25 protein-coding genes and 1 pseudogene are annotated in these 21416 nt (G+C 61.4%); 15 read left to right on the plus strand and 11 right to left on the minus strand.

Annotated features, from left to right (window positions below):
- The first annotated feature begins 32 nt into the window (after positions 1-32).
- Positions 33-506, plus strand: a complete 474-nt coding sequence (gene greB, locus ACP7CJ_RS03715) for a transcription elongation factor GreB (RefSeq protein ID WP_177033332.1) — start codon at positions 33-35, stop codon at positions 504-506.
- Between the two features lie 44 nt (positions 507-550).
- Here the strand turns inward: greB and ACP7CJ_RS03720 are convergent, their stop codons facing one another.
- Both ACP7CJ_RS03720 and ACP7CJ_RS03725 read right to left on the minus strand, forming a co-directional pair.
- Complete coding sequence (locus tag ACP7CJ_RS03720; RefSeq protein WP_276197168.1) at positions 551-3061, minus strand: ABC transporter permease; 2511 nt, start codon at positions 3059-3061, stop codon at positions 551-553.
- Positions 3061-3744, minus strand: a complete 684-nt coding sequence (locus ACP7CJ_RS03725) for an ABC transporter ATP-binding protein (protein WP_010176179.1) — start codon at positions 3742-3744, stop codon at positions 3061-3063. The genes ACP7CJ_RS03720 and ACP7CJ_RS03725 overlap by 1 nt, the downstream gene beginning before the upstream one ends.
- A 10-nt stretch (positions 3745-3754) precedes the next feature.
- Between ACP7CJ_RS03725 and ACP7CJ_RS03730 the strand changes: the two genes are divergently transcribed.
- The 3 genes from ACP7CJ_RS03730 to ACP7CJ_RS03740 all read left to right on the plus strand — a co-directional run bounded on the left by ACP7CJ_RS03730 (position 3755) and on the right by ACP7CJ_RS03740 (position 5767).
- Entirely contained in the window at positions 3755-4360 is a 606-nt protein-coding gene (locus tag ACP7CJ_RS03730) for an arylesterase (protein ID WP_426099429.1), read from the plus strand.
- 58 nt (positions 4361-4418) lie between these two features.
- Positions 4419-4712 carry a hypothetical protein gene (locus tag ACP7CJ_RS03735; RefSeq protein WP_247401699.1) on the plus strand — a complete coding sequence of 98 codons (294 nt, stop codon included), beginning with the start codon at positions 4419-4421 and terminating at the stop codon, positions 4710-4712.
- A gap of 86 nt (positions 4713-4798) precedes the next feature.
- Positions 4799-5767, plus strand: a complete 969-nt coding sequence (locus tag ACP7CJ_RS03740) for a L,D-transpeptidase family protein (RefSeq protein WP_276197170.1) — start codon at positions 4799-4801, stop codon at positions 5765-5767.
- A gap of 139 nt (positions 5768-5906) precedes the next feature.
- Here the strand turns inward: ACP7CJ_RS03740 and ACP7CJ_RS03745 are convergent, their stop codons facing one another.
- Complete coding sequence (locus ACP7CJ_RS03745) at positions 5907-6158, minus strand: Lpp/OprI family alanine-zipper lipoprotein (RefSeq protein WP_247401697.1); 252 nt, start codon at positions 6156-6158, stop codon at positions 5907-5909.
- 611 nt (positions 6159-6769) lie between these two features.
- Here ACP7CJ_RS03745 and ACP7CJ_RS03750 point away from each other — a divergent pair.
- The gene (locus tag ACP7CJ_RS03750; RefSeq protein WP_003189869.1) at positions 6770-7051 is read left to right on the plus strand and encodes a GNAT family N-acetyltransferase; all 282 of its coding nucleotides are present in this window, start codon (positions 6770-6772) and stop codon (positions 7049-7051) included.
- A 64-nt stretch (positions 7052-7115) separates the two neighbouring features.
- Here the strand turns inward: ACP7CJ_RS03750 and ACP7CJ_RS03755 are convergent, their stop codons facing one another.
- Together ACP7CJ_RS03755 and ACP7CJ_RS03760 are read right to left on the minus strand one after the other, a co-directional pair.
- The gene (locus tag ACP7CJ_RS03755; protein WP_247401696.1) at positions 7116-8192 is read right to left on the minus strand and encodes a 3-deoxy-7-phosphoheptulonate synthase; all 1077 of its coding nucleotides are present in this window, start codon (positions 8190-8192) and stop codon (positions 7116-7118) included.
- Between the two features lie 131 nt (positions 8193-8323).
- A complete protein-coding gene (locus ACP7CJ_RS03760; protein WP_247401694.1) occupies positions 8324-8758 on the minus strand; it encodes a PilZ domain-containing protein in 435 nt (144 codons plus the stop codon).
- Between ACP7CJ_RS03760 and ACP7CJ_RS03765 the strand changes: the two genes are divergently transcribed.
- The 5 genes from ACP7CJ_RS03765 to cysB all read left to right on the plus strand — a co-directional run bounded on the left by ACP7CJ_RS03765 (position 8757) and on the right by cysB (position 12675).
- The gene (locus ACP7CJ_RS03765; protein WP_247401692.1) at positions 8757-9143 is read left to right on the plus strand and encodes a thioredoxin; all 387 of its coding nucleotides are present in this window, start codon (positions 8757-8759) and stop codon (positions 9141-9143) included. The two genes, ACP7CJ_RS03760 and ACP7CJ_RS03765, sit on opposite strands and share 2 nt — an antisense overlap.
- A complete protein-coding gene (locus ACP7CJ_RS03770) occupies positions 9140-10093 on the plus strand; it encodes a putative 2-dehydropantoate 2-reductase (protein ID WP_276197172.1) in 954 nt (317 codons plus the stop codon). The genes ACP7CJ_RS03765 and ACP7CJ_RS03770 overlap by 4 nt, the downstream gene beginning before the upstream one ends.
- A gap of 15 nt (positions 10094-10108) precedes the next feature.
- Positions 10109-11026, plus strand: coding sequence for a 5'-nucleotidase (locus ACP7CJ_RS03775; protein WP_276197173.1), 918 nt, complete (start codon positions 10109-10111; stop codon positions 11024-11026).
- 70 nt (positions 11027-11096) lie between these two features.
- The gene (locus ACP7CJ_RS03780; protein ID WP_276197174.1) at positions 11097-11597 is read left to right on the plus strand and encodes a universal stress protein; all 501 of its coding nucleotides are present in this window, start codon (positions 11097-11099) and stop codon (positions 11595-11597) included.
- 103 nt (positions 11598-11700) lie between these two features.
- A complete protein-coding gene (cysB, locus tag ACP7CJ_RS03785) occupies positions 11701-12675 on the plus strand; it encodes an HTH-type transcriptional regulator CysB (protein ID WP_426099428.1) in 975 nt (324 codons plus the stop codon).
- Positions 12676-12680: 5 nt separating this feature from the next.
- Here cysB and ACP7CJ_RS03790 read toward each other — a convergent pair whose 3' ends face one another.
- Complete coding sequence (locus tag ACP7CJ_RS03790; protein WP_276197175.1) at positions 12681-13169, minus strand: GreA/GreB family elongation factor; 489 nt, start codon at positions 13167-13169, stop codon at positions 12681-12683.
- Positions 13170-13181: 12 nt separating this feature from the next.
- A complete protein-coding gene (locus tag ACP7CJ_RS03795; protein WP_276197176.1) occupies positions 13182-13550 on the minus strand; it encodes a hypothetical protein in 369 nt (122 codons plus the stop codon).
- 132 nt (positions 13551-13682) lie between these two features.
- On the opposite strand from ACP7CJ_RS03795, the gene earP reads away from it, so the two are divergent.
- The gene (gene earP, locus ACP7CJ_RS03800; RefSeq protein WP_426099427.1) at positions 13683-14816 is read left to right on the plus strand and encodes an elongation factor P maturation arginine rhamnosyltransferase EarP; all 1134 of its coding nucleotides are present in this window, start codon (positions 13683-13685) and stop codon (positions 14814-14816) included.
- 49 nt (positions 14817-14865) lie between these two features.
- Positions 14866-15438 (plus strand): elongation factor P, encoded by a 573-nt coding sequence (locus tag ACP7CJ_RS03805; RefSeq protein WP_017849516.1) that lies wholly within the window; start codon positions 14866-14868, stop codon positions 15436-15438.
- Positions 15439-15649: 211 nt separating this feature from the next.
- Here ACP7CJ_RS03805 and ACP7CJ_RS03810 read toward each other — a convergent pair.
- Both ACP7CJ_RS03810 and ACP7CJ_RS03815 read right to left on the minus strand, forming a co-directional pair.
- Positions 15650-15804 (minus strand): annotated as a pseudogene (locus ACP7CJ_RS03810) (MarR family transcriptional regulator); the annotation flags it as partial.
- A complete protein-coding gene (locus tag ACP7CJ_RS03815; RefSeq protein ID WP_426099426.1) occupies positions 15795-16745 on the minus strand; it encodes a LysR family transcriptional regulator in 951 nt (316 codons plus the stop codon). The pseudogene ACP7CJ_RS03810 and the gene ACP7CJ_RS03815, both read right to left, overlap by 10 nt.
- Before the next feature lie 108 nt (positions 16746-16853).
- On the opposite strand from ACP7CJ_RS03815, the gene ACP7CJ_RS03820 reads away from it, so the two are divergent.
- Positions 16854-17603, plus strand: coding sequence for a sulfite exporter TauE/SafE family protein (locus tag ACP7CJ_RS03820; protein ID WP_426099726.1), 750 nt, complete (start codon positions 16854-16856; stop codon positions 17601-17603).
- Here the strand turns inward: ACP7CJ_RS03820 and ACP7CJ_RS03825 are convergent.
- A complete protein-coding gene (locus tag ACP7CJ_RS03825; RefSeq protein WP_276197178.1) occupies positions 17593-18447 on the minus strand; it encodes a LysR family transcriptional regulator in 855 nt (284 codons plus the stop codon). The two genes, ACP7CJ_RS03820 and ACP7CJ_RS03825, sit on opposite strands and share 11 nt — an antisense overlap.
- 97 nt (positions 18448-18544) lie before the next feature.
- Here ACP7CJ_RS03825 and ACP7CJ_RS03830 point away from each other — a divergent pair, with 97 nt between their 5' ends.
- Together ACP7CJ_RS03830 and ACP7CJ_RS03835 are read left to right on the plus strand one after the other, a co-directional pair.
- A complete protein-coding gene (locus ACP7CJ_RS03830; RefSeq protein WP_426099425.1) occupies positions 18545-18751 on the plus strand; it encodes a DUF1127 domain-containing protein in 207 nt (68 codons plus the stop codon).
- A 45-nt stretch (positions 18752-18796) separates the two neighbouring features.
- Positions 18797-20020 carry a winged helix-turn-helix domain-containing protein gene (locus ACP7CJ_RS03835; RefSeq protein WP_426099424.1) on the plus strand — a complete coding sequence of 408 codons (1224 nt, stop codon included), beginning with the start codon at positions 18797-18799 and terminating at the stop codon, positions 20018-20020.
- Positions 20021-20051: 31 nt separating this feature from the next.
- On the opposite strand, the gene ACP7CJ_RS03840 is transcribed toward ACP7CJ_RS03835, so the two are convergent.
- A complete protein-coding gene (locus ACP7CJ_RS03840; RefSeq protein ID WP_276197181.1) occupies positions 20052-21398 on the minus strand; it encodes a class II 3-deoxy-7-phosphoheptulonate synthase in 1347 nt (448 codons plus the stop codon).
- Positions 21399-21416: the final 18 nt, after the last annotated feature.

Here is a 21416-nt window from a genome sequence, read left to right on the forward strand (position 1 = left end):
AATCAATGGACATTGCCTGGGGATGCACGCGTTTGAGTACCAAGCTGATTACCAAAGAAGGTCATGAAGCGCTGAAGAAGGAGTTGGATTACCTGTGGCGCGAAAAGCGTCCGGACACCACGCGCAAGGTGACTTGGGCCGCCTCCCTGGGGGATCGCAGCGAGAACGCGGACTACCAGTACAACAAGAAGCTGCTGCGTGAGATTGATCGGCGGGTACGCTACCTGCGCAAGCGTCTGGAAGACATGCGCGTGGTGGAGTACATGCCCGAGCAGGAGGGGCGGGTATTTTTCGGTGCCTGGGTCGATATTGAAAACGAGCAGGGCGAGACCAAGCGTTTTCGTATCGTCGGCTATGACGAGATCTATGAGCGGATGGACTACATCTCCATCGACTCACCGATGGCACGGGCGCTGTTGCGCAAGCAAGTCGACGACGAGGCCATCGTGCAGACACCAAACGGCGAGGTGTGCTGGTGGATCACCGGTATCGAGTATGTGAAATAGGCAATCATGGCCCGCAGTCTTTGAAGCTGCGGGCCATCGTCCTTTCAACCTTCGCGCAATACCGTCAGCGGGCTGGCATTCAGCGCGCGGCGCGTCCCGAATACCCCGGCACCGCCGATCAGCACCGCACCGATCACCGGCAGCAGTAGCAACCACACGTGCGGGTGCCAGGCCAGGTCAAAGGCGTAGCGGTACAGCACCCATGTCACCAGCTCGGTACCCAGCGCTGCGAGCAAACCGCTGACCGCGCCCAGCAGGCCGAACTCGATGCGTCGGGCCTTTACCAGCAGCTTGCGCTCGGCGCCCAGCGCCCGCAGCAGCGCACCTTGGCGAATGCGCTCATCCAGGGTGGCCTGCAGGCCGGAAAACAGCACCGCCATCCCTGCCGCCAGCACAAATAGCAGCACATATTCCACCGCCAGCGTCACTTGGGCGAGGATGCTGCGCAGTTGCTCCAGCAGGGCCTCGACCTGCAGGATCGTGGCCGCCGGGAATGCCCGGGACAGGTCGACGATCTGCCGGTCATGGCCGGGGGCTAGATAGAAGCTGGTCAAGTAGGTGGCTGGCAGGTCTTTCAAGGTGCCAGGCTGGAAAATCATGAAGAAGTTGGGCTGGAAGTTATCCCAATTGATGGTGCGCAGGCTGGTGACCCGAGCTTCACGATTTTCGCCCGCCACCGTGAACACCAGATGGTCGTCGAGCTTGAGTTTCAGGCTTTCGGCGACCTTGGCTTCCACCGACACGCCCGGTATTTCATCACCCGGTTGCTGCGCCCACCAAGTCCCCGCAGTCAGGGCATTGCCCGGCGGCAGGTCGGCGGCCCAGGTCAGGCTCAGGTCGCGCTGTACCGCACGGTCGCCACTGGAGTCCTTGCTGACAATCTCCTGCACCGGCTCGCCGTTGACGCTGATCAGCCGGCCGGGCACCACTGGATACAGCGGCGCCGATTGCGCCTGCAGCTCGAGCAGGCGAGCACCAAAGGCGTCTTTGTCGGCGGGCAGGATATTCAGCGCAAAGTAGTTGGGCGCATCCTTGGGCAACTGGTTTTGCCAGGTGTCCAGCAATTCGCCGCGCAGCAGGGCGATCAAACCCATGGACAGCAGGATCAAGCCGAACGCCAGGGACTGGCCTGCCGCCGCCAGCGGGTGGCGCAGCAATTGGCCCAGGCCCAGGCGCCAGGGTAGGGACGCCCGGGCCAGCAGGCGGCGTAGGCTCTGCAACAGCAGCAGGAGCAGGCCACCGAGAATCAAGGCCGCGACCACGCCGCCGCCGAGCAGGGCGAAGGTCAGCACCAGGTCGAGGCTCAGGCGCCACATGATCAGGCCCAGGGCAAGCAGCGCCGCGCCGTAGACCATCCAGGTGCTGGACGGGATGGGCAGCAGGTCGCGTCGCAGTACGCGCAGCGGTGGTACGCGGCCCAGTGCCGCCAACGGCGGCAGGGCGAAACCGGCAAGGGCCACCAGCCCGGTGCCGATCCCGGCAATGGCCGGCAGTAGCCCACCGGGTGGTACGTCCGCCGGCAGCAGGTCGTGCAGGAAATAGAACAGGCCAAATTGCGCGAGCCAGCCGAGCAGGGCGCCGGCCAGGCTCGCCAACAGGCCGAGTACGCTGAGTTGCAGGCTGAACAACAGCATGGTTTCACGCCGCGATAAACCCAGGCAGCGCAACAGCGCACTGGCATCAAAGCGTCGGCTGGCGAAACGGTTGGCGGACAGCGCCACGGCCACACCGGCCAGCAGCACCGCCACCAGGCTGGCCATGTTCAGGTAGCGCTCGGCCTTGCCCAGGGCGCCGCCGATCTGCTGGTTGCCATCCCGGGAATCCTGCAGGCGCTGGTTGGCCGCGAGGCCCGGCTTGACCAGGTCGCGATAGGTTTGCAGTGCCGTACTGGCTGGGGCCCCGCGCCACAGTTCGCGGTAGCTGACGCGACTGCCAGGCTGGACCACGCCGGTGGCGTCGAGGTCGGCCAGGTTGATCATCACCCTTGGCGTGAGGCTGTAGAAATTGCCGGCGCGGTCCGGTTCATAGGTCAGCACGCGCGTCAGGCGCAGGGGCTTCATGCCCACGTCGATGCTGTCACCCACTTTCAGGTCGAGTGCCGTGAGCAGCCGCGCCTCCACCCAGGCTTCGCCGGGTTTCGGGCCGCCGCCTGGGGTTTCGTCACCGAACGGCGCGGCTGCGCTTTTCAGTTCGCCGCGCAACGGGTACTGCTCGTTGACCGCCTTGATGCTGGACAGCTGGATGCCGTTATCGGTGGCGATAACGCTGGAGAACTCGACGACGCGCGCGTGATCCAGGCCCAGTTCGGTCCCGGACCTGATTTGCTCGGGGCGCGCGGGTGAGCTGCCCTCGAGCACCAGGTCGGCGCCGAGAAACTCGGTGGCGCGCAACAGCATGGCGCCATTCAGGCGCGCGCCGAAGTAGCCGATGGCGGTGCTGGAGGCGACGGCCACCAGCAGGGCGAAGAACAACACGCGCAATTCGCCGGCGCGGGCATCGCGCAGCAATTGGCGCATGGCAAGGCTGAACAGGCGCAGCAGCGGCAAACGTGCCATCAAGGCTCCAGGGGCGCGACCATCAGGCCGGCTTCAAGGCGGATCAGGCGTCGGCAACGGTGGGCCAGGCGCTCATCGTGAGTGACCAGGACCAGTGTCGTGCCGCTTTCTTTATTCAGTTCAAACAGCAGGTCGCTGATGCGCTCGCCGGTATGGCTGTCGAGGTTGCCGGTGGGTTCATCGGCAAACAGCACGTCAGGTTCGGCGGCAAATGCGCGGGCGATCGCCACCCGCTGTTGCTCACCCCCGGAGAGTTGGCGTGGCGAGTGGGTCAGGCGTTGGCCCAGGCCGACCCGTTCGAGCAGGTGCCTGGCACGTTCGCGGGCGTCTTTGCGGCCGTCCAGTTCCAGCGGCAGCATGACGTTTTCCAGCGCGTTGAGGCTGTCGAGCAGTTGGAATGACTGGAAGACGAAGCCCACGTGTTCGGCGCGTATGCGTGCGCGCTGGTCTTCGTCGAGGGTGCTCAGGGCTTGCCCCGCGAGCGTGACTTCGCCACTGCTGGGCAGGTCGAGGCCGGCCAACAGGCCAAGGAGGGTGGATTTACCGGAACCGGAGGCACCGACGATAGCCAGGCTATCGCCCTTGTTCAGTTCCAGGCTCAGTTCGTGCAGGATAGTCAGTTCACCTTCCGCGCTGGGAACCACTTTGCTAAGGTTCCGCGCGGTGAGAATGCTTGCGCCCATGGAGAATCCGATGCGAATGTGGTTTTTGAGTGCTGGCCTGGCCTTGATGTGCATGGCCCAGAACGCAGCGGCGGGTACGGTCCTGATCGTTGGCGATAGTATCAGTGCCGGTTTCGGACTGGATACCAGTAAAGGGTGGGTAGCCTTGCTGGGACAACGGCTCAAGCACGAAGGTTTCGACGATGAAGTGGTCAACGCGTCCATCAGTGGCGACACCAGTGCCGGAGGCCTCGCGCGACTGCCGGCGGCGCTTGCAGAGCATAAGCCAGGCCTGGTGATTATCGAGCTGGGCGGCAATGACGGCCTGCGCGGACAGCCGCCGGCGCAATTGAAACAAAATCTTGCGTCGATGATCGAGCAGTCCCAGGCGGTCGGCGCCAAGGTGTTGCTGCTGGGCATGCAGTTGCCGCCTAACTACGGTCCGAAATACACCACGGCGTTTACCGGGGTCTACGCGGCGCTGGCCAAGGAGAAGAGCGTGCCGTTGGTGCCGTTTTTCCTCGAAGGCGTGGGCGGTCATCCCGAGCTGATGCAGGCCGATCAACTGCATCCTGCGGTCGGCGCCCAGGGCAAGTTGCTGGAAAATGTCTGGCCGACGCTAAAACCGCTGTTATGACGCTTTTCTACCGGCAGGCTTTCGGCTAAGGTGGCGCCCCCCCGATTTGGAGCCCTCGATGTCGCGTCCTGCCTGGTCCCTGTTTAATTACCAACTGATCGAGCCGGACGAACAGCTGGATCTGTTCGCCTGCCAGGAAGTCCGGGTGCATTTGGTCACGCGTCAATTGGAGCTGGGCGGCACGATCGATCGCACGCTCTGTGGCACGTTGTTGCCGGCTCAGCCACGCTGGTCGGCGGTGGACCGCTCGATCTTCCAGGACCAGCGCCTGTGCCCCCTGTGCCGTGCCATTCTGGAGTCGCAAAAGCGTGGCACGCCGCCGATCTGGCCGGAACTGCGCTTCGAGTTGTAAGGGGGGCTAAGAGCTTGCAGCTAGAAGTCCACTTCACGTATACAATCGTTTTTTACCTACACGTTGTTCTGCGAAGGATTTTCCGGATGTTGTCGCGCCTTTCCGTAGTCACCTGCTGCCTGTCTCTTGCCGCCCTGTGTGCGGCGGGTTCCGCAGCAGCCTTGCAGTTGCCCTTGCCGCCACCGGGTGAAGACATCGTTGGCCAGGTCCAGGTGATCAAGGCCAAGTACGAAGATACTTTTGCCGACCTGGGCAGCACCTACGACCTGGGCTACTCGGAGATGGTCGCCGCCAACCCGGGCGTCGATGCCTGGTTGCCGGGCGCTGGCACCGAGATCGTTTTGCCGACGCGGTTTATCCTGCCACCGGGCCCCCGCGAAGGCATCGTGATCAACCTTGCCGAGTACCGGCTCTACTATTTCCCCAAGGGCCAGAACGTGGTCTACACCTTCCCGCTGGGGATTGGTCGTGAGGGCTGGGGTTCGCCGGTCGCCCATACCACCATTGTCGCAAAAACGCCGAACCCGACCTGGACCCCGCCAGCCTCGATCAAGGCTGAGCATGCCGCTGAGGGCGACCCGTTGCCTAATGTCGTCCCTGCTGGCCCGGACAACCCTTTGGGCCCGTTCAAGTTCTCGTTGGGCACGCCGGGTTACCTGATCCACGGTTCCAACAAGAAGTTCGGTATTGGCACGCGTACCAGCCACGGCTGCTTCCGCATGTTCAACAATAACGTGCTGGAAATGGCCAGTATGGTGCCGGTGGGGACGTCGGTGCGGATCATCAACGATGCCTACAAGTTCGGTAACAGTGGTGGCAAGGTTTACCTGGAAGCGCATACGCCTCTGAACGATGACGGCACCCCCTCGGTGGTCGACAAGCACACGGCAGTGATCAACGCCCTGCTCAAGCGTGAAGACCTGGCCAATCATCTGCGGGTGAATTGGGATCAGGTGCGTGATGTGGTGGCTGCCGAAGATGGCCTGCCGACTGAAATCGGTATGCCGGGCCCGGCGCCGATGGTGTCGAGTACGCCGATCGACCTGCAGCAGTAAGCCTGCTTGGTCCAAAGCCCGCCTCGGCCTTGCGCCGCGGCGGGTTTTTTATTGCCTGCCGCCGCAGGGCTCGCGAAATTCCGGCAATAAAAAAGCCGATCCAAAAATGGATCGGCTTGATAACAACCCCGAAGGATTATTACTTCTTGCTAGCTTTTTCAAGCATGCGCAGAGCGCGCTCGTTAGCTTCGTCAGCAGTCTGTTGTGCTTTTTGAGCAGCAGCCAGAGCTTCATCAGCTTTACGGTAGGCTTCGTCTGCACGAGCCTGGGAGCGAGCTGCTGCGTCTTCAGTTGCAGTCAGACGAGCTTCGGTTTCTTTGGAGACGCTGCTGCAACCGGTAGCCAGAACTGCGGCCAGGGCGATAGCAGAGAATTTCAGAACGTTGTTCATCGTGTTCCCCTTCAAGGAATTTCAATTAGATAGCTACTATCTCAGAGTGAGCTAATAGCCGGCGTACATACTACTCATTACTTGTAGTAAGTAAACTGACCTAGCGCAAGAAGCAAAAAAAAATGCCGTGTCGAATCTATTTTAGCTAATCTTTTGGAGGATTGTATAAAAAGTGTTCGGTTTTTTGCAGTCTGCTGAAGATTGGACCCCGCCTGAAAGGGCCGGCCCGCATGTGTCAAGCCTCCTAAATAGATGAAAATCTATATATCGGGGCTAACACTTTTGTACAGGTTGACTTTGCCAAACCCTGCATCTTTTGCGCATGTAGAGGTGACTTTAACAGCGCCAGTTCGTCTCAAGCTTCAACTGCCGGCAATGTTCAGGCTTTCGGTCACCGATTGATCGAGGCCCTTTCTATATCCGCCAGCGCCCGGGAGGACGAGTGCGTCTTGAGCAATTTCAGGATTGCTGCCTACTATTCTCTACGTGCTGGTTGTAAGCGCTCAAGGTTTTCTCGTTGTCGAAACCGGCACGGGGTGGCGTAGATGTTCCTTCGCCGGAAAAACATCGGTAAGGTAGGGGTCAGAATCCAAGACCCGCGAGGAGTAGTGATGAGCGAGGCGTTGTCCATCCACCATGACCAGGCTGGTCATCAGTTCGAGACCAATGTGGACGGTCATCGTGCCTACCTGACGTATATGGACCTCGGGAAACAGACCTTGGACATCTACCGGACTTTCGTGCCCAACGCACTGCGAGGCCGTGGTATTGCGGCCGCATTGACCGAGGAAGCCTTGAAGTTTGCCGAAGAGGCTGGCTACACGGTGATCCCGTCGTGCTCTTACGTCGAACGCTACATGGAGCGCCACCAGCGCCATGCCGCCAAGCTGTAAGGCATCAACCGCAGCATAAAAAACGCCGGGCTTAGCCCGGCGTTTTTGTATGCCCAGATCAGACTCAGGTACGTTTGCGTAGGGGCAATACGTCCTTGAGCTTGGCGTGCATGCTGCGCAGAGTGGTCTCGGTGGTCGACCAGTCGATGCAGGCATCGGTGATCGACACACCGTACTGCAAATCGGCCAGGTTTTTTGGAATCGCCTGGCAGCCCCAGTTCAGGTGGCTCTCGACCATCAGGCCGATGATCGACTGGTTGCCTTCCAGGATCTGGTTGGCGACGTTTTCCATCACCAGCGGCTGCAGGGCCGGGTCCTTGTTGGAGTTGGCGTGGCTGCAGTCGACCATGATGTTTGGCTTGATCTTGGCCTTGTTCAGCGCCTGTTCGCACAGCGCAACGCTGACGGAGTCATAGTTGGGCTTGCCGTTGCCGCCGCGCAATACCACGTGACCGTAGGCATTGCCCTTGGTGGTGACGATGGAAACGCCGCCTTCCTGGTTGATACCCAGGAAGCGATGCGGGCTGGAGACTGATTGCAGCGCGTTGATCGCCACGGTCAGGCCGCCGTCTGTGCCGTTCTTGAAGCCCACGGCCGAGGACAAGCCCGACGCCATTTCGCGGTGGGTCTGGGATTCGGTGGTGCGCGCGCCGATGGCCGACCAACTGATCAGGTCCTGCAGGTACTGCGGGGAGATCGGATCAAGGGCTTCGGTGGCGGTGGGCAGGCCCATTTCGGCCAGGTCCAGCAGCAACTTGCGACCGATGTGCAAGCCGTCCTGGATTTTGAACGAGTCGTCCAGGTACGGATCGTTGATCAGGCCTTTCCAGCCCACGGTGGTGCGCGGCTTCTCGAAATAGACGCGCATGACCAAGTACAAGGTGTCGGACACTTCTTCGGCCAGCGCCTTGAGGCGCTCGGCGTATTCGTGGGCAGCCTTGAGGTCGTGGATCGAGCACGGCCCGATTACCACGAAGAGGCGGTGGTCGGTGCCGTCGAGAATGTCACGAATGACTTCGCGACCCTTGGTGACGGTCTGCAGTGCAGCGTCGCTCAGGGGTATTTCGCGCTTGAGCTGATCGGGCGTGATCAGGGTCTCGTTGGATTCGACGTTCAGGTCGTTGATCGGTAAATCAGCCATCGTGTTACTCGTCAGGGTCACGGGTGCCGGCCGCCAGCCATTCCCGTGCGGCGGAGCACAGCATGATTTGAATGCAGGGGGGAGGAACCTTAGCGCGTAATACCGGCCCGCGACAATGGGCAAGGCCCGCTTTAATCCAGCGCCGGCGCCACAAACGCCTCATGGGAGAACTCACCGGCGTGCCGCGCTACCCACTCGCGGGCCATGCTTTCGAACTGCTCGGGCGTCGACTCGGCGTCTTCGTGCTGGCGGCAGTAACGTTCTATCCGGCATGCTTGCTCACCCATGCGTGCGCCGAACAACGCATGTTCATCGGTGAACGAGATGCCGACACGATAGCCGTTTTCCACCTTGCGGCACCATGCCACATAGCCCGGATAGCGGGCCCCGGCGCCCAGGGATGGGATATGCAGATCAACCGCCGTACCCTTGCGCCAGGCACGCGGGCAATTGCAGGCGATGCCACCCAGGCCGATAGTGTGCAGGCGTTGGCGGGGAATGGGAGGGGAGGGACGTTGGATCAATAGGGCAGCGACATCATCAGGATGAGGTAAAAAACGACCCATGTACACGGACTCCGAGCACCGTCCAGTCGACGGCGGTGGCAGCAGTATAGTGAAGGAACAGGCATTGACCGACCTGGATATTGACCAGCAATTGCTGGGATTGCCAGGCATTTCGCTCGTGGTGTTCACCAGCGTGGGCTGTTCCAGTTGCCGTTGGGCGCATCAGCAACTACCGGGCTGGCATTTGCCGGTGGATCGGCTGTGCTGGGTGGATGCCGGGCACAACGGTGGTGCGGTGGAACGTTACCAGGTCTTTCATTTGCCGGCGTTGTTCGTGGTGTGCGAGGGTCAATTCCTTGGGCAAATACAGACACGCCTTACGCCTTCCGACCTTACCAACGCTATTCATCAAGCGCTTACCCGTACTCCAGAGGATTTGCCATGACCGCATTGTCACCACGCATTGGCATTATCGGCACCGGCGCCATCGGTGGTTTCTACGGCCTGATGCTGGCGCGAGCCGGCTTCGATGTGCATTTCCTGCTGCGCAGCGAATACGCAGCGGTCAGTGAGCGCGGCCTGCGTCTCAACAGCAGCGTGTATGGCACCTTGCACCTGAACCCCGTGCAGGCCTACGCCCGCGCCGCCGACATGCCGCCGTGCGACTGGCTGCTGGTGGGGACCAAGTCCACGGGCAATGTCGACCTGGCCCCGACCATCGCTCAGGTCGCGGCGCCCGACGCCAAGGTGGTGTTGCTGCAAAATGGCCTCGACGTCGAAGACAGCCTGCGTGAACACCTGCCGGCTTCCCTGCATCTGCTCGGCGGGCTTTGCTATATCGGCGTACACCGTTCTGCCCCCGGCGTCGTCGAGCATCAGGCGTTGGGCCGGGTCAACCTGGGTTATCACAGCGGCACCGCCGCCAACGACGAAGCGCGCCAGAAGGCGATTGTCGAAGCCGGCGCCGCGTTGTTTCATCAGGCCGGCATCGAGTCTCAGGCCATGGCCAACGTACACCAGGCGCGCTGGCACAAGCTGGTGTGGAACGTGCCTTACAACGGCCTCTCCGTGCTGTTGGGCAGCGGCACTACTGCGATGATGGCGGATGAGTCCAGCCGCGAACTGATCCAGGCGCTGATGGCCGAAGTGGTGAAGGGCGCCCACGCCTGTGGCCACGACATTGCGGCCAGCTATGCCGAGCAAATGTTCGCCATGACCGAAACCATGGACGACTACCTGCCCAGCATGTACCACGACCATCTCCATAAACGCCCGCTGGAACTGGCGGCGATCTACGCCCGCCCACTCGCCGCCGCCAAGGCTGCCGGCTGCGAGTTGCCGCGAATGCAGGCGCTGTATCAGGCCTTGAGTTTTATTGATCGGCATAACCGCTGATTGGGGGGAACCACCATGGCAAAGGGATTGGGCGACAAGCTGGTACTGGCGATTTCATCGCGGGCGCTGTTCGACTTGAGTGACAGCCACAAGGTCTACCTGGCCCAAGGCGTGGAGGCCTACCGCAAATACCAGATCGAGCACGAAGAAGAAACGCTCGAGCCGGGCGATGCCTTCCCGCTGGTCAAGAAACTCCTGAGCCTCAACGCCAGCCTGGGCCGGGCCCGGGTCGAGGTGGTGCTGGTGTCGCGCAACAGTGCTGACACCGGCCTGCGCGTGTTCAATTCGATCCAGCATTACGGCCTGGACATTTCCCGCGCCGCTTTCGTAGGAGGGCGTAGTCCATATCCTTATTTGGCGGCGTTTGGATGCCATCTGTTCCTTTCGACCCATGCTGAAGACGTGCGCAGTGCGCTCGATGCCGGGTTTGCGGCAGCGACGATTCTGTCAGGCGGCGCGCGCAGGGCATCGAGCGAGGAGCTGCGGATCGCATTTGATGGCGATGCGGTGTTGTTTTCCGACGAGTCGGAGCGCGTTTATCAACTGGGTGGGCTGGAAGCGTTCCAGGCCAGCGAGCGCGAATCGGCACGCCAGCCGTTGCATGGCGGCCCCTTCAAGGGCTTCCTCGCGGCGCTTAACTTGTTGCAGCGTGAGTTCCCGGAAGAGGCGTGCCCGATCCGCACCGCGCTGGTCACCGCCCGGTCGGCGCCGTCCCACGAGCGGGTGATTCGCACCTTGCGCGAGTGGGATATCCGCCTGGACGAGTCGTTGTTCCTCGGCGGCCTGGAAAAATCTGCGTTCCTGGAGGCGTTCGCCGCCGACGTTTTTTTCGATGACCAGGCCGGCCATTGCGAGAAAGCCAGGGAGGTGGTGGCCACCGGGCATGTGCCCCATGGCATCAGCAATGAGGTGAAGATTCAGACGTCGAGCTAAGTCAGTCGGATTCCCCGAGGCGCTGCTAAGCTCATTCAATCTCCGCCATCCTGGCTGTCCAGGAGGTTTTATGATCCGGTCGATGCTGTATGCCACGGACCTCGGTCTGTATGCGCCTTATGTGATGCAACATGCGCTGGCACTGGCGCGAACGTTCAAGGCTGAGCTGTCGGTGATTCATGTGGTCGAACCCATGGGGCTGTTCGCCGAATCGGTGTTGCAGAGCTACCTTGATGAAAAGGCTCTGAACGAATGGCAGAGCCAGGGCCTGAGCACGGTGATGGCGACGATCGAGCAGCGGGTGCTCGACAGTTTTCGCGAGGAGCTGGTGGACGGCGAACAAGACTTGCAATTGATCCACTCGGTGCGGGTGATCCAGGGTGACCCGTGCGAGGTGATTCTCGACCAACTGCGTAAACTTTCCGTGGATCTGTTGATCGTAGGCAGTCACAGCCACGCAACTGCCGCGGCCACCCCCCTTGGGCGCACCGCTGCACGGGTGTTGCAGCTGTCTCCGGTGCCGGTTTACCTGGTGCCGTCGTTACAACGTCAACGCAGTGATGACGTGTGAAGGAAAGGGTCGATAAAAAGTTCTAGATTTATCTGTCTAACCTTTAATATAGTTATATACCGTCGCTGATACCCGTGGCGTCTATCTGCTTTGAGGGACACATATGAAGCTTCAACAACTGCGCTACATCTGGGAAGTGGCGCACCACGATCTCAACGTTTCCGCTACCGCTCAAAGCCTCTACACCTCGCAACCGGGTATCAGCAAGCAGATCCGCCTGCTCGAAGACGAGCTGGGTGTCGAAGTGTTCGCCCGCAGCGGCAAGCACCTGACCCGCGTCACCCCAGCCGGTGAACGCATTATCACCACTGCCGGCGAGATCCTGCGCAAAGTCGAGAGCATCAAGCAGATCGCCCAGGAATTCTCCAACGAGAAGAAGGGCACCCTGTCGATCGCCACCACCCATACCCAGGCCCGTTATGCATTGCCGCCGGTGATCCGCGATTTCATCAAGCAATACCCGGATGTGGCCCTGCACATGCACCAGGGTTCGCCGATGCAGATTGCTGAAATGGCCGCCGACGGCACCGTCGACTTCGCGATTGCGACTGAGGCCTTGGAGTTGTTCGGCGACTTGGTAATGATGCCGTGCTATCGCTGGAACCGTTGTGTGGTGGTGCCGCAAGGCCACCCACTGGCCAAGCTGCCGAAGCTGACCCTGGAAGCCCTGGCGGAATACCCGATCGTGACGTATGTGTTCGGTTTTACCGGCCGCTCCAAGCTCGACGAAGCCTTCAGTCATCGTGGTCTCACGCCCAAAGTGGTGTTCACCGCAGCCGACGCCGACGTGATCAAGACTTACGTCCGCCTGGGCCTGGGCGTGGGGATCGTCGCCAAGATGGCGGTCGACACCCAGCTCGATAAAGACTTGATCGTGCTCGACGCCAGCGAGTTGTTCGAGTCCAGTGTGACCAAGATCGGTTTCCGTCGCGGCACGTTCCTGCGTGGTTTCATGTGCGACTTCATCGAGAAATTCGCCCCGCACCTGACGCGCGAAGTCATGGCCAAGGCGATCCAGTGCCACAACAAGCAGGAACTGGAAGAGTTGTTCGACGGCGTAGAACTGCCCGTCCACTGAGTGGTTTATTTGGCCTCGGTAACCGTAAAGTGTTGCCGGGCGCCCGCCACTAGAATCTCCACCTCATCACCTTCGAACTTGCCCAGCAGGCTGTTGCCCAGGGGCGAGCGCGGGGTGATGACGGTGACCGGTTGCCCCACCACCTCCACTTTCAAGCCCGCCGCATCCGGCGCCAGGAACAACCATTGCTGGCGACCGTTTTCGTCTTCCAGGCCCACTAGCGCGCCGACTTCTATCCCCCGTTGTGCATCGTATGCACGCAGCTGCAGTTGCAGGTTCTGGCACAGCGTCAGCGACTGCTTGATCTCCTCGACCCGCTTGGCCTGTCCGGCCGCCAGGTATGACGCTTCCAGCCCGAGGGTGTCGTATTTGTTTTCCGCGATGTTTTCTTCATGGGTCGCGGTTTCGTAGGCGGTCTGCGCGGCGCGCTGGGCGATGTCGAGGTCGACGCTGAGTTTTTCCAGGATCAACTGGAGGACGGCGTGTTTATTCATGGTTGGGTTTGATCATTCGCAAAATTGCAGGACATTCGCCCGGCTCTTTTCATTGGGCGCGTTCTGGTCCTGTTGCAGCCAGAACTGGCATTTGGGGTTGGACAGGTTGCGCGCGTTGTTGCGAGCCTGATCCAGGGTTTGCTGTTGTTCCTGCTTGCGCAGGTTCTCTTGATACTGCTCAAACATGCGGTTCGGCGGTTCCGGTGCAACCGGCGTGGGTTTGCCGAGTTGTTGAACGGCCTGGGCGACGGGCGCCAGGCTTTGCGGGAACAGATAACGAGACGCCAGCCAGGTGGTCAGCGCAATGGCGATAAACCCCAGCCACACGCCCAGGGCGATGGCGAGACAAAGCTTGAACAGCGACAGCGGGCGGTCAGACATGGCGGTCTCCTGGGGGGCATTTGCGGTGTGGCGGCGATTGTCGCACAGCCACCGTGCAGAATAATCGCGATCAAGCCTTCTGCATCGGGGCATTTATGCGGACAATCGAGCCTTTGAGCGTTGGAGCCCGGAATGAAAGCCCGCTGGGATGTTTTTTGCAGCGTCGTCGACAACTACGGCGACATTGGCGTGACCTGGCGTCTGGCCCGGCAATTGGTAGTGGAGCACGCGTGTGATGTGCGCTTGTGGGTCGATGACCTGCGGGCCTTCGAGCGCATGTGCCCGCAGATTGATGTGCAACGGGAGCAGCAATGGCAAGAGGGCGTCGACGTGCGTCATTGGCCAGCGCAGTGGTCGTCCACGCCATCGGCGGATGTGGTGATCGCCGCGTTTGCCTGCCAGTTGCCGCCTGAGTATATGGAGGCGATGGCCGAGCGCGAGCGTGCGCCGTTGTGGATGAACCTGGACTACCTGAGTGCCGAAGACTGGGTGGTGGGGTGCCATCGCCTGCCGTCGGTGAAGTTCAAGGGCGTGCAGAAGTACTTCTTCTTTCCCGGCTTTCGGTCGGGCACCGGTGGCCTGTTGCGTGAGGCGGGGTTGCTGCAACAGCGCCAGGCGTTTCAACAGGATGCGCGCGCACAGCAACAATTCCTGCAAAGCCTGGGCGTATTTCCCGCAGCCGATGCGCGGTTGATGTCGCTGTTCGCCTACGAAAATGCCGCGCTTGCCGGTTGGCTGGACGTGTTGGCGACGGACGGGCGTGCGACTCATCTGTTGGTGCCGGAAGGGCGCATCCTCGGCGACATGCAGCGCTGGCTCGGCGTGGATCGGCTGGCGGCGGGCGATGTTTATCAGCGCGACGCCCTGACCGTGCAGGTGCTTCCGTTCGTGCGCCAGGAGCAATATGACCGCCTGCTGTGGTGTTGCGAGTTCAACGCCGTGCGCGGCGAAGACTCCTTTGTTCGCGCTCAATGGGCCGGGCGCCCGTTGCTGTGGCACATCTATCGTCAGGACGAAGACATCCACCTGGACAAGCTCGACGCCTTTCTGGAGCTCTACACAGCAGCCCTCTCGCTGGAGGCAAAAGCCGCAGTGGTGGCTCTTTGGCAGGCCTGGAACACCGAGGGCGATATGGCCCAACCTTGGAAAATGCTGCTGGCACACTGGCCGGAAGTGGCTGCACACGCCGAAACATGGTGTCTGGAACAGGGCTTGCAGGCGGATCTTGCGACGGCGCTGGTACAGTTTTATGAAAGTTGGATATGATACGCCACCTTGATTTTTGTAAACCCCATCCAAATTTCGGATATACGCAATGAAAACTGGTAAAGAACTGAAACCCGGTATGGTAATCCGTATCGACAACGATCCTTGGTTGGTTCAGAAAGCTGAGTTCACCAAGTCGGGCCGTAACAGCGCGATCATGAAGACCAAGCTGAAAAACCTGCTGACTGGTTACAAGACCGAAACCGTTTACAGCGCCGATGACAAGCTGGACGACGTGATCCTCGACCGTAAAGAAGCGACCCTGTCCTTCATCAGCGGCGACGCTTACACGTTCATGGACACCACCGACTACACCATGTACGAGCTGAACGCTGAAGATATCGAAGCCGTTCTGCCGTTCATCGAAGAAGGCATGACCGACGTCTGCGAAGCTATTTTCTTCGAAGACCGCCTGGTTTCCGTAGAGCTGCCGACCACTATCGTGCGTAAGGTTGCCTACACCGAAGGTTCCGCTCGCGGCGACACTTCGGGCAAGGTCATGAAGCCTGCCAAGCTGGCTAACGGTACTGAACTGCAAGTGGCCGATTTCATCGAAATCGACGACCTGATCGAGATCGACACCCGTGAAGGTGGTTCGTACAAAGGTCGCGCCAAGAAGTAATTCTGGCCCCTCCGATACGAAAAAAAGCCCGACCTTGAGTCGGGCTTTTTTGTGGGCGTTTAGTTGTCACTTCAGGTGTGGCTTCAGCATCATCCGATGCTTGCCGCACCGCCGGCACTTGGCTGGACGGCGCGCAGTTGACGAGCAGTACGGGTCAGACGGTGACGTGCAGGCGCACGTCGACGTTGCCACGGGAAGACTTGGTGGCAGTGTCGCCCAGGCTTTGCGCGTGACTGAGCAAGCTCTCGGCTTCCAGGTGCTTGAGCAAGGGGGCAGGCAGTGCGGATTGCTGATTTCGCCGACGGTCAAACCATCCTCTTCCCACAGCATCAACATGGCCAGTTACTGCGGATAGGTCAGACCAAGCCGCTTTGCAGTGCCAGGTCCCAGGGCGGCACCGGGCTGAAGCGGGATTTAAGGTATTCGAGCAACAAGCGGCTGCGCGCATTCGGCTGTTGTTCCAGGCGCAGCGCGTAGATGCCGGTGGTTTCCGGACTGGGCAGGCCGTTTTCGCAAAACAGCGGCAAGAGTTCGCCGCGAACCAGATATTCACTGGCCAGCCAGGTGGGCAGGTGCGCGATGCCCAGCCCGGCCAGGGCGCCGGAGAGCAGGGTTTCGGCGTTGTTGGCGCTCATGCGGATGCGTTGCGGGCGATAGGTGGCGCGGCGCCCGTCCAGTTCGAAGCGCCAGGCGAACATTGGCGCCAAGCCATCCCAGTCCAGCCCGTCGTGTTCGCTGAGGTCTCGCGGATGGGTCGGCGTGCCACGGTTTTTCAGGTAGGCCGGGCTGGCACAGGCAATGCGCACGATACTGGCCAGCGGCGTGGCGATCAGCCGGGTGTCGACGATATGCCCGGCGCGCAGCACCAGGTCGACCTTGCCCAGGTGTGCGCCCTGCATGTCCACAAAGCTGTCGATCAAATGCAGGTGTACATCCAGCCCAGGGTAGACGTTCAGGAAGTCGGCGATCACCGGCGCCAGATGCCGTCGACCGAACGCCGCCGGTGCATCTACGCGTATCAAGCCCTCCGGCGCATGGCTCAAGGACACCGCTTCCGCCCGTGCCAATTGCAACTCGGTGACGATGCGCCGCGCACGCTCGGCGAACGCCAGGCCGGCCGGTGTCGGCAGCACCGCATGGGTGCTGCGCTGGAACAAGCGGCTGCCCACCGAACTTTCCAGGCTATCGATACGCCGGGCCACTGCCGAGGGCGTCAGCGGATGGCGACGTGCGGCGGCGGAAAAACTGCCGGTTTCCAGCACATCGAGAAACAGGCTGAGTTGGTCGGTCAGGGTATTCGGGTTCATCAGTCGACGCTTATGCGAGATTGGCACAGCCATTGTGCGTTGCTGTGCGTATCCGCGCCAGAGCGGACTGCGTAGCATGCAAGGCCTGGGATTGTGGAGTAATGCGTGGTGTTGGATTTAGCGATGTACCTGGTATTAGGCGCGGCATTGGGCACGGTGGGCGGCCTGTTTGGCATTGGCGGCGGGTTGATTGCCATCCCGGTGCTCGGCGTGCTGTTCGGCCTCGATCAGCAGATCGCCCAAGGCACTGCGCTGGTGATGGTGGTGCCCAACGTGATGCTCGCGCTGTGGCGTTATCACCAGCGCAATCGCATTGAATTGCGCCACGCATTGCCGCTGGGGGTGATGGGTTTCAGCTTTGCCTGGCTCGGTTCGATCTGGGCCGTGGGCCTGGACGCCGGCGCGATGCGCATCGGCTTTATCGCTTTCCTGGTGGTGCTGTCGGCCTACAACCTGTTGCGCATGTTCACGCGCAATGCACCGCCGACGGCACAGATGCGGTATCCCTGGCCGTGGCTCGGCGTATTGGGTGCGGTCTCCGGCTCTATGGGCGGCTTGTTCGGTGTCGGTGGTGCGGTGGTCGCCACGCCGGTGCTGACCAGCGTGTTCGGCACCACCCAGGTGGTGGCCCAAGGTTTGTCCCTGGCCTTGGCGTTGCCCAGCACCGGGGTGACCCTCGTCACCTACGCTTGGCACCACGAGGTGGACTGGATGGTCGGCGTCCCCCTGGCGTTCGGCGGCCTGCTCAGCATCAGTTGGGGCGTGAAGGTCGCCCACGCCCTGCCGGAGCGCCTGTTGCGCGGTTTGTTCTGCGGTTTCCTGGTGGTGTGCGCGGTGATGCTGACGTTTAAAGTTTGAAGCCTTCGATGATGTATTCCGCCAGGCAGTCGGTGATGGGCGATGTCATCAGCGGGTTACGCAGCAAGCGCAGATTCATCGACGGCAAGGGTGGAAAACCGTCGTCACTGCCGAGCACGCGCAGGTCATCGGTCACCAGGCTTTCCATGCTGACCATCGCCGCCAGGCCAGCGCTGACCACGGCCTGGATCGCCGCCCCGTTGGAGCTGTGGTAGGCCAGGCGATAATCCCGACCGGCCGCATCCAGTGCGGCACGCGCCCATTGGGTGTAAAGGCAGTCGGAGCCGGACATCGCCAGCGGCAGGGCATCGTGCTCGTCCACGCAGAAGCACGGCGCCGCCGCCCACACCATGCGCTCGGTGCGTAGCAGTTCGCCGAGATCATTGCCGGGCTCGCGGCTGATCACCGTCAATGCCAGGTCGCGCCGTTGCATCAGCACCGTTGACGCCTCGCAGTGCATTTCGATCTGGATCAACGGGTATGCCTTGGAAAACTGTTTCAGAATCCCTGGAAGGAAGCGCATCACATAGTCGTCCGGGGTGCCGATGCGCACCAGCCCGACCATATGCGGTTCACGCAAGGTGTTGAACACCTCGCTGTGCAGTTTCAGGATGCGCCGCGCATACCCCAGCAGCACCTGGCCCTCGGGCGTCAGCCGCACTTGCCGGCCGTCGCGTTCGAACAGCTTGCGCTGCAGCACGTCTTCTTCCAGGCGCTTCATCTGCATGCTGACCGCCGATTGGGTGCGGTTGACCTGCTCGCCGGCACGGGTAAACCCGCCCTGATCGGCGATGGCGACGAAGGTGCGCAGCACATCGGTGTCGATGCTCGGGTACGCGGTCAATTGATCAATCCTTGAGATGTATTACATAAGAAACATTCGTTGGATTGATCATATCCCCCGGCACACACTCGCGTCATCCCCAAGGGAGGGCGAGAAGATGAAAGGTCAAACAGGTTTTGCAGGATTGGCAAAGCGGCCGCTTTGCGGGCTGCTCCAGGCGGTTGCGCGGTGGCAGGCATTGCATCATGAGCGTCGGTTACTGGCGACACTGAGCGATGCGGCGCTCAAGGATATCGGGCTCAACCGCGCCGACGTGGAGCACGAAACCCATCGGCATTTCTGGGATGACCCGCTGCGAAAATGACCGAAGATGCAGTAGGGTAGTCGCCAAGTTCATAGGGAGATGCCCATGCTCGCCGACCTGTCTTTTTCCCTCAAGCAAGCGCGGCGCATGGCACTGGCCGCGCAGGGGTTTTCCGGGCGCCAGGCGCCCGCGTTGATCAAGGCCACGCACCTCAACCGCTTGATCGAACGCCTGGGCGTGGTGCAGATCGATTCGGTCAATGCCGTGGTGCGTTCCCATTACCTGCCGTTGTTTTCGCGCCTGGGCCAGTACGCCCCGTCATTGCTTGAGCAGGCGGCCTGGAGCCAGGGTCGACAGCGTTCGTTGTTCGAATATTGGGGGCATGAAGCCTCGTTGTTGCCGATGGCACTGTACCCCTTGATGCGCTGGCGCATGGAACGGGCAAAACAGGGCCAGGGCATCTATGCGCAGATGGCGCGCTTTGGTCGCGAGCAGCAGGCCATCATCCAGCGCGTCTTGAAGACCGTCGAACAACAGGGCGCCCTGGGCGCGGGCAGTCTGTCGACCCGCGAAGAGCGCGCCGGCCCCTGGTGGGACTGGAGTGATGAAAAGCACGCGCTGGAATGGCTGTTCGCTGCTGGCCTGGTCACGGTTGCCGGTCGGCGCGGGTTTGAGCGGCTCTACGATTTACCTGAGCGCGTCATTCCCGGCGACCGGCTTCACCAGGCCCCGCTGAGCGAGGCCGAGGCTCAGCGCGGTTTGCTGCTGCACAGCGCGACCGCGCTGGGCGTCGGCAGCGAAAAAGACCTGCGCGATTACTTCCGTCTGGAGCCTGCCGACACTCGCAGCCGCTTGGCCGAGCTGGTCGAAGACGGCCAATTGCTGACGTGCCGGGTGCAGGGCTGGAAGCAGCCTGCCTATTGCCTGCCGGAGCCGAAAGTACCGCGCAAGGTGCCGGCCAGTGCACTGCTGTCGCCGTTCGATTCGCTGATCTGGGAGCGCAGCCGCACCGAGCGACTGTTCGATTTCCGTTATCGGCTGGAGATCTACACCCCTCAAGACAAACGGGTGTACGGCTACTACGTGCTGCCGTTTCTGCACAACGAGCGCATTGCCGCGCGCGTCGACCTGCGCGCCGAACGTGCGCACGGGCGCCTGGTCGTGCATGCGGTACACGAAGAAGAGCCGGGGCTGGATGAGGAGGGGATGCGTGCGTTGGCGCTGAACTTGCGGCAAATGGCCGACTGGCTGGGCCTGGAACAGGTGCAGCTGAATTGCCAGCGGCCGAGTGGCGGCCGACTAAGGGCGGCGATGCTCACACAACTGTAGGAGCGAGCAAGCTCGCTCCTACAGAATGGGGTCATCTTTTTACTTGCTTCAACGTTTCGGCGATCAGGAACGCCAGCTCCAACGACTGATCGGCATTCATCCGCGGGTCGCAGTGGGTGTGGTAGCGGTCCGACAAGCCGTCTTCGGTGATGGGCCGCGCGCCGCCGATGCATTCGGTGACGTTCTGCCCAGTCATCTCGATATGAATCCCGCCGGCATAGCTGCCTTCGGCCTCGTGTACCTGGAAGAACGCCTTCACCTCGCCGAGGATCTGCGCAAAGTCGCGGGTCTTGTAGCCGCTGCTGGCCTTGATGGTGTTGCCGTGCATCGGGTCGGAGCTCCACAGCACCTGCTTGCCCTCGCGCTGTACGGCGCGAATCAGCGCCGGCAGGTGGTCGCCGACCTTGTGGGCGCCCATGCGTGCAATCAGGTTCAAGCGGCCGGGGTCGTTGTCCGGGTTGAGGATGTCGATCAGGCGGATCAGGTCATCCGGGTTCATGCTCGGGCCGACCTTGACCCCGATCGGGTTGTGTACCCCGCGCAGGAACTCGACGTGGGCGCCGTCCAGCTGACGGGTGCGATCACCGATCCACAGCATGTGGGCCGAGCAGTCGTAGTAGTCGTTGGTCAGGCTGTCGCGGCGCACGAAGGCTTGTTCATAGTTGAGCAGTAGCGCTTCGTGGGCGGTGAAGAAGCTGGTTTCGCGCAGTTGCGGCGAGCTGTCCATGCCGCAGGCGCGCATGAAGGCCAGGGTTTCGTCGATGCGGTTCGCCAGTTGGCTGTACTTCTCGGCCAGTGCGGAGTTGGCGATGAAGTCCAGGTTCCACTTGTGTACCTGATGCAGGTCGGCAAACCCGCCCTGGGCGAAGGCGCGCAGCAGGTTAAGGGTGGCGGTGGACTGGTGGTAGGACTGCAGCAGGCGCTCGGGGTCTGGCACGCGGTTTTTTTCGTCGAAGCCGATACCGTTGACGATATCGCCACGGTAGGCCGGCAGGGTGACGCCATCGATGGTTTCATCGTTGGACGAGCGCGGCTTGGCGAACTGGCCAGCCATGCGCCCGACTTTCACCACCGGGCAGCCGGCGGCGAAGGTCATCACGATGGCCATCTGCAGCAGCACCTTGAAGGTGTCGCGGATTTTTGCGGCGGAAAACTCGGCAAAACTCTCGGCGCAGTCGCCACCTTGCAGCAGGAAGGCGCGACCCTGGGTCACCTCGGCAAACTGACGGCGTAACTCGCGGGCCTCCCCGGCAAACACCAGCGGCGGGTAGCTGGCCAGGCTCTGCTCCACCTGCAACAGGTGCGCAGCGTCCGGGTACTGGGGTTGTTGCTGGATCGGCAGGGCGCGCCAGCTGTCGGGGCTCCAGGGTTGGCTCATCGTGAACTCGATAGGGTG

The organism is Pseudomonas sp. PSPC3-2 (assembly GCF_049897085.1).
Lineage (GTDB): Bacteria > Pseudomonadota > Gammaproteobacteria > Pseudomonadales > Pseudomonadaceae > Aquipseudomonas > Aquipseudomonas paraveronii.

Excerpts from the sequence above, each read along its gene's own strand:
- ACP7CJ_RS03720 (WP_276197168.1), bottom strand. The coding sequence starts at position 3,061 with ATGGCACGTTTGCCGCTGCTGCGCCTGTTCAGCCTTGCCATGCGCCAA.
- ACP7CJ_RS03725 (WP_010176179.1), bottom strand. The coding sequence starts at position 3,744 with ATGGGCGCAAGCATTCTCACCGCGCGGAACCTTAGCAAAGTGGTTCCC.
- ACP7CJ_RS03730 (WP_426099429.1), top strand. The coding sequence starts at position 3,755 with ATGCGAATGTGGTTTTTGAGTGCTGGCCTGGCCTTGATGTGCATGGCC.
- ACP7CJ_RS03735 (WP_247401699.1), top strand. The coding sequence starts at position 4,419 with ATGTCGCGTCCTGCCTGGTCCCTGTTTAATTACCAACTGATCGAGCCG.
- ACP7CJ_RS03740 (WP_276197170.1), top strand. The coding sequence starts at position 4,799 with ATGTTGTCGCGCCTTTCCGTAGTCACCTGCTGCCTGTCTCTTGCCGCC.
- ACP7CJ_RS03745 (WP_247401697.1), bottom strand. The coding sequence starts at position 6,158 with ATGAACAACGTTCTGAAATTCTCTGCTATCGCCCTGGCCGCAGTTCTG.
- ACP7CJ_RS03750 (WP_003189869.1), top strand. The coding sequence starts at position 6,770 with ATGAGCGAGGCGTTGTCCATCCACCATGACCAGGCTGGTCATCAGTTC.
- ACP7CJ_RS03755 (WP_247401696.1), bottom strand. The coding sequence starts at position 8,192 with ATGGCTGATTTACCGATCAACGACCTGAACGTCGAATCCAACGAGACC.
- ACP7CJ_RS03765 (WP_247401692.1), top strand. The coding sequence starts at position 8,757 with ATGTACACGGACTCCGAGCACCGTCCAGTCGACGGCGGTGGCAGCAGT.
- ACP7CJ_RS03760 (WP_247401694.1), bottom strand. The coding sequence starts at position 8,758 with ATGGGTCGTTTTTTACCTCATCCTGATGATGTCGCTGCCCTATTGATC.
- ACP7CJ_RS03770 (WP_276197172.1), top strand. The coding sequence starts at position 9,140 with ATGACCGCATTGTCACCACGCATTGGCATTATCGGCACCGGCGCCATC.
- ACP7CJ_RS03775 (WP_276197173.1), top strand. The coding sequence starts at position 10,109 with ATGGCAAAGGGATTGGGCGACAAGCTGGTACTGGCGATTTCATCGCGG.
- ACP7CJ_RS03780 (WP_276197174.1), top strand. The coding sequence starts at position 11,097 with ATGATCCGGTCGATGCTGTATGCCACGGACCTCGGTCTGTATGCGCCT.
- cysB (WP_426099428.1), top strand. The coding sequence starts at position 11,701 with ATGAAGCTTCAACAACTGCGCTACATCTGGGAAGTGGCGCACCACGAT.
- ACP7CJ_RS03790 (WP_276197175.1), bottom strand. The coding sequence starts at position 13,169 with ATGAATAAACACGCCGTCCTCCAGTTGATCCTGGAAAAACTCAGCGTC.
- ACP7CJ_RS03795 (WP_276197176.1), bottom strand. The coding sequence starts at position 13,550 with ATGTCTGACCGCCCGCTGTCGCTGTTCAAGCTTTGTCTCGCCATCGCC.
- earP (WP_426099427.1), top strand. The coding sequence starts at position 13,683 with ATGAAAGCCCGCTGGGATGTTTTTTGCAGCGTCGTCGACAACTACGGC.
- ACP7CJ_RS03805 (WP_017849516.1), top strand. The coding sequence starts at position 14,866 with ATGAAAACTGGTAAAGAACTGAAACCCGGTATGGTAATCCGTATCGAC.
- ACP7CJ_RS03815 (WP_426099426.1), bottom strand. The coding sequence starts at position 16,745 with ATGAACCCGAATACCCTGACCGACCAACTCAGCCTGTTTCTCGATGTG.
- ACP7CJ_RS03830 (WP_426099425.1), top strand. The coding sequence starts at position 18,545 with ATGAAAGGTCAAACAGGTTTTGCAGGATTGGCAAAGCGGCCGCTTTGC.
- ACP7CJ_RS03835 (WP_426099424.1), top strand. The coding sequence starts at position 18,797 with ATGCTCGCCGACCTGTCTTTTTCCCTCAAGCAAGCGCGGCGCATGGCA.
- ACP7CJ_RS03840 (WP_276197181.1), bottom strand. The coding sequence starts at position 21,398 with ATGAGCCAACCCTGGAGCCCCGACAGCTGGCGCGCCCTGCCGATCCAG.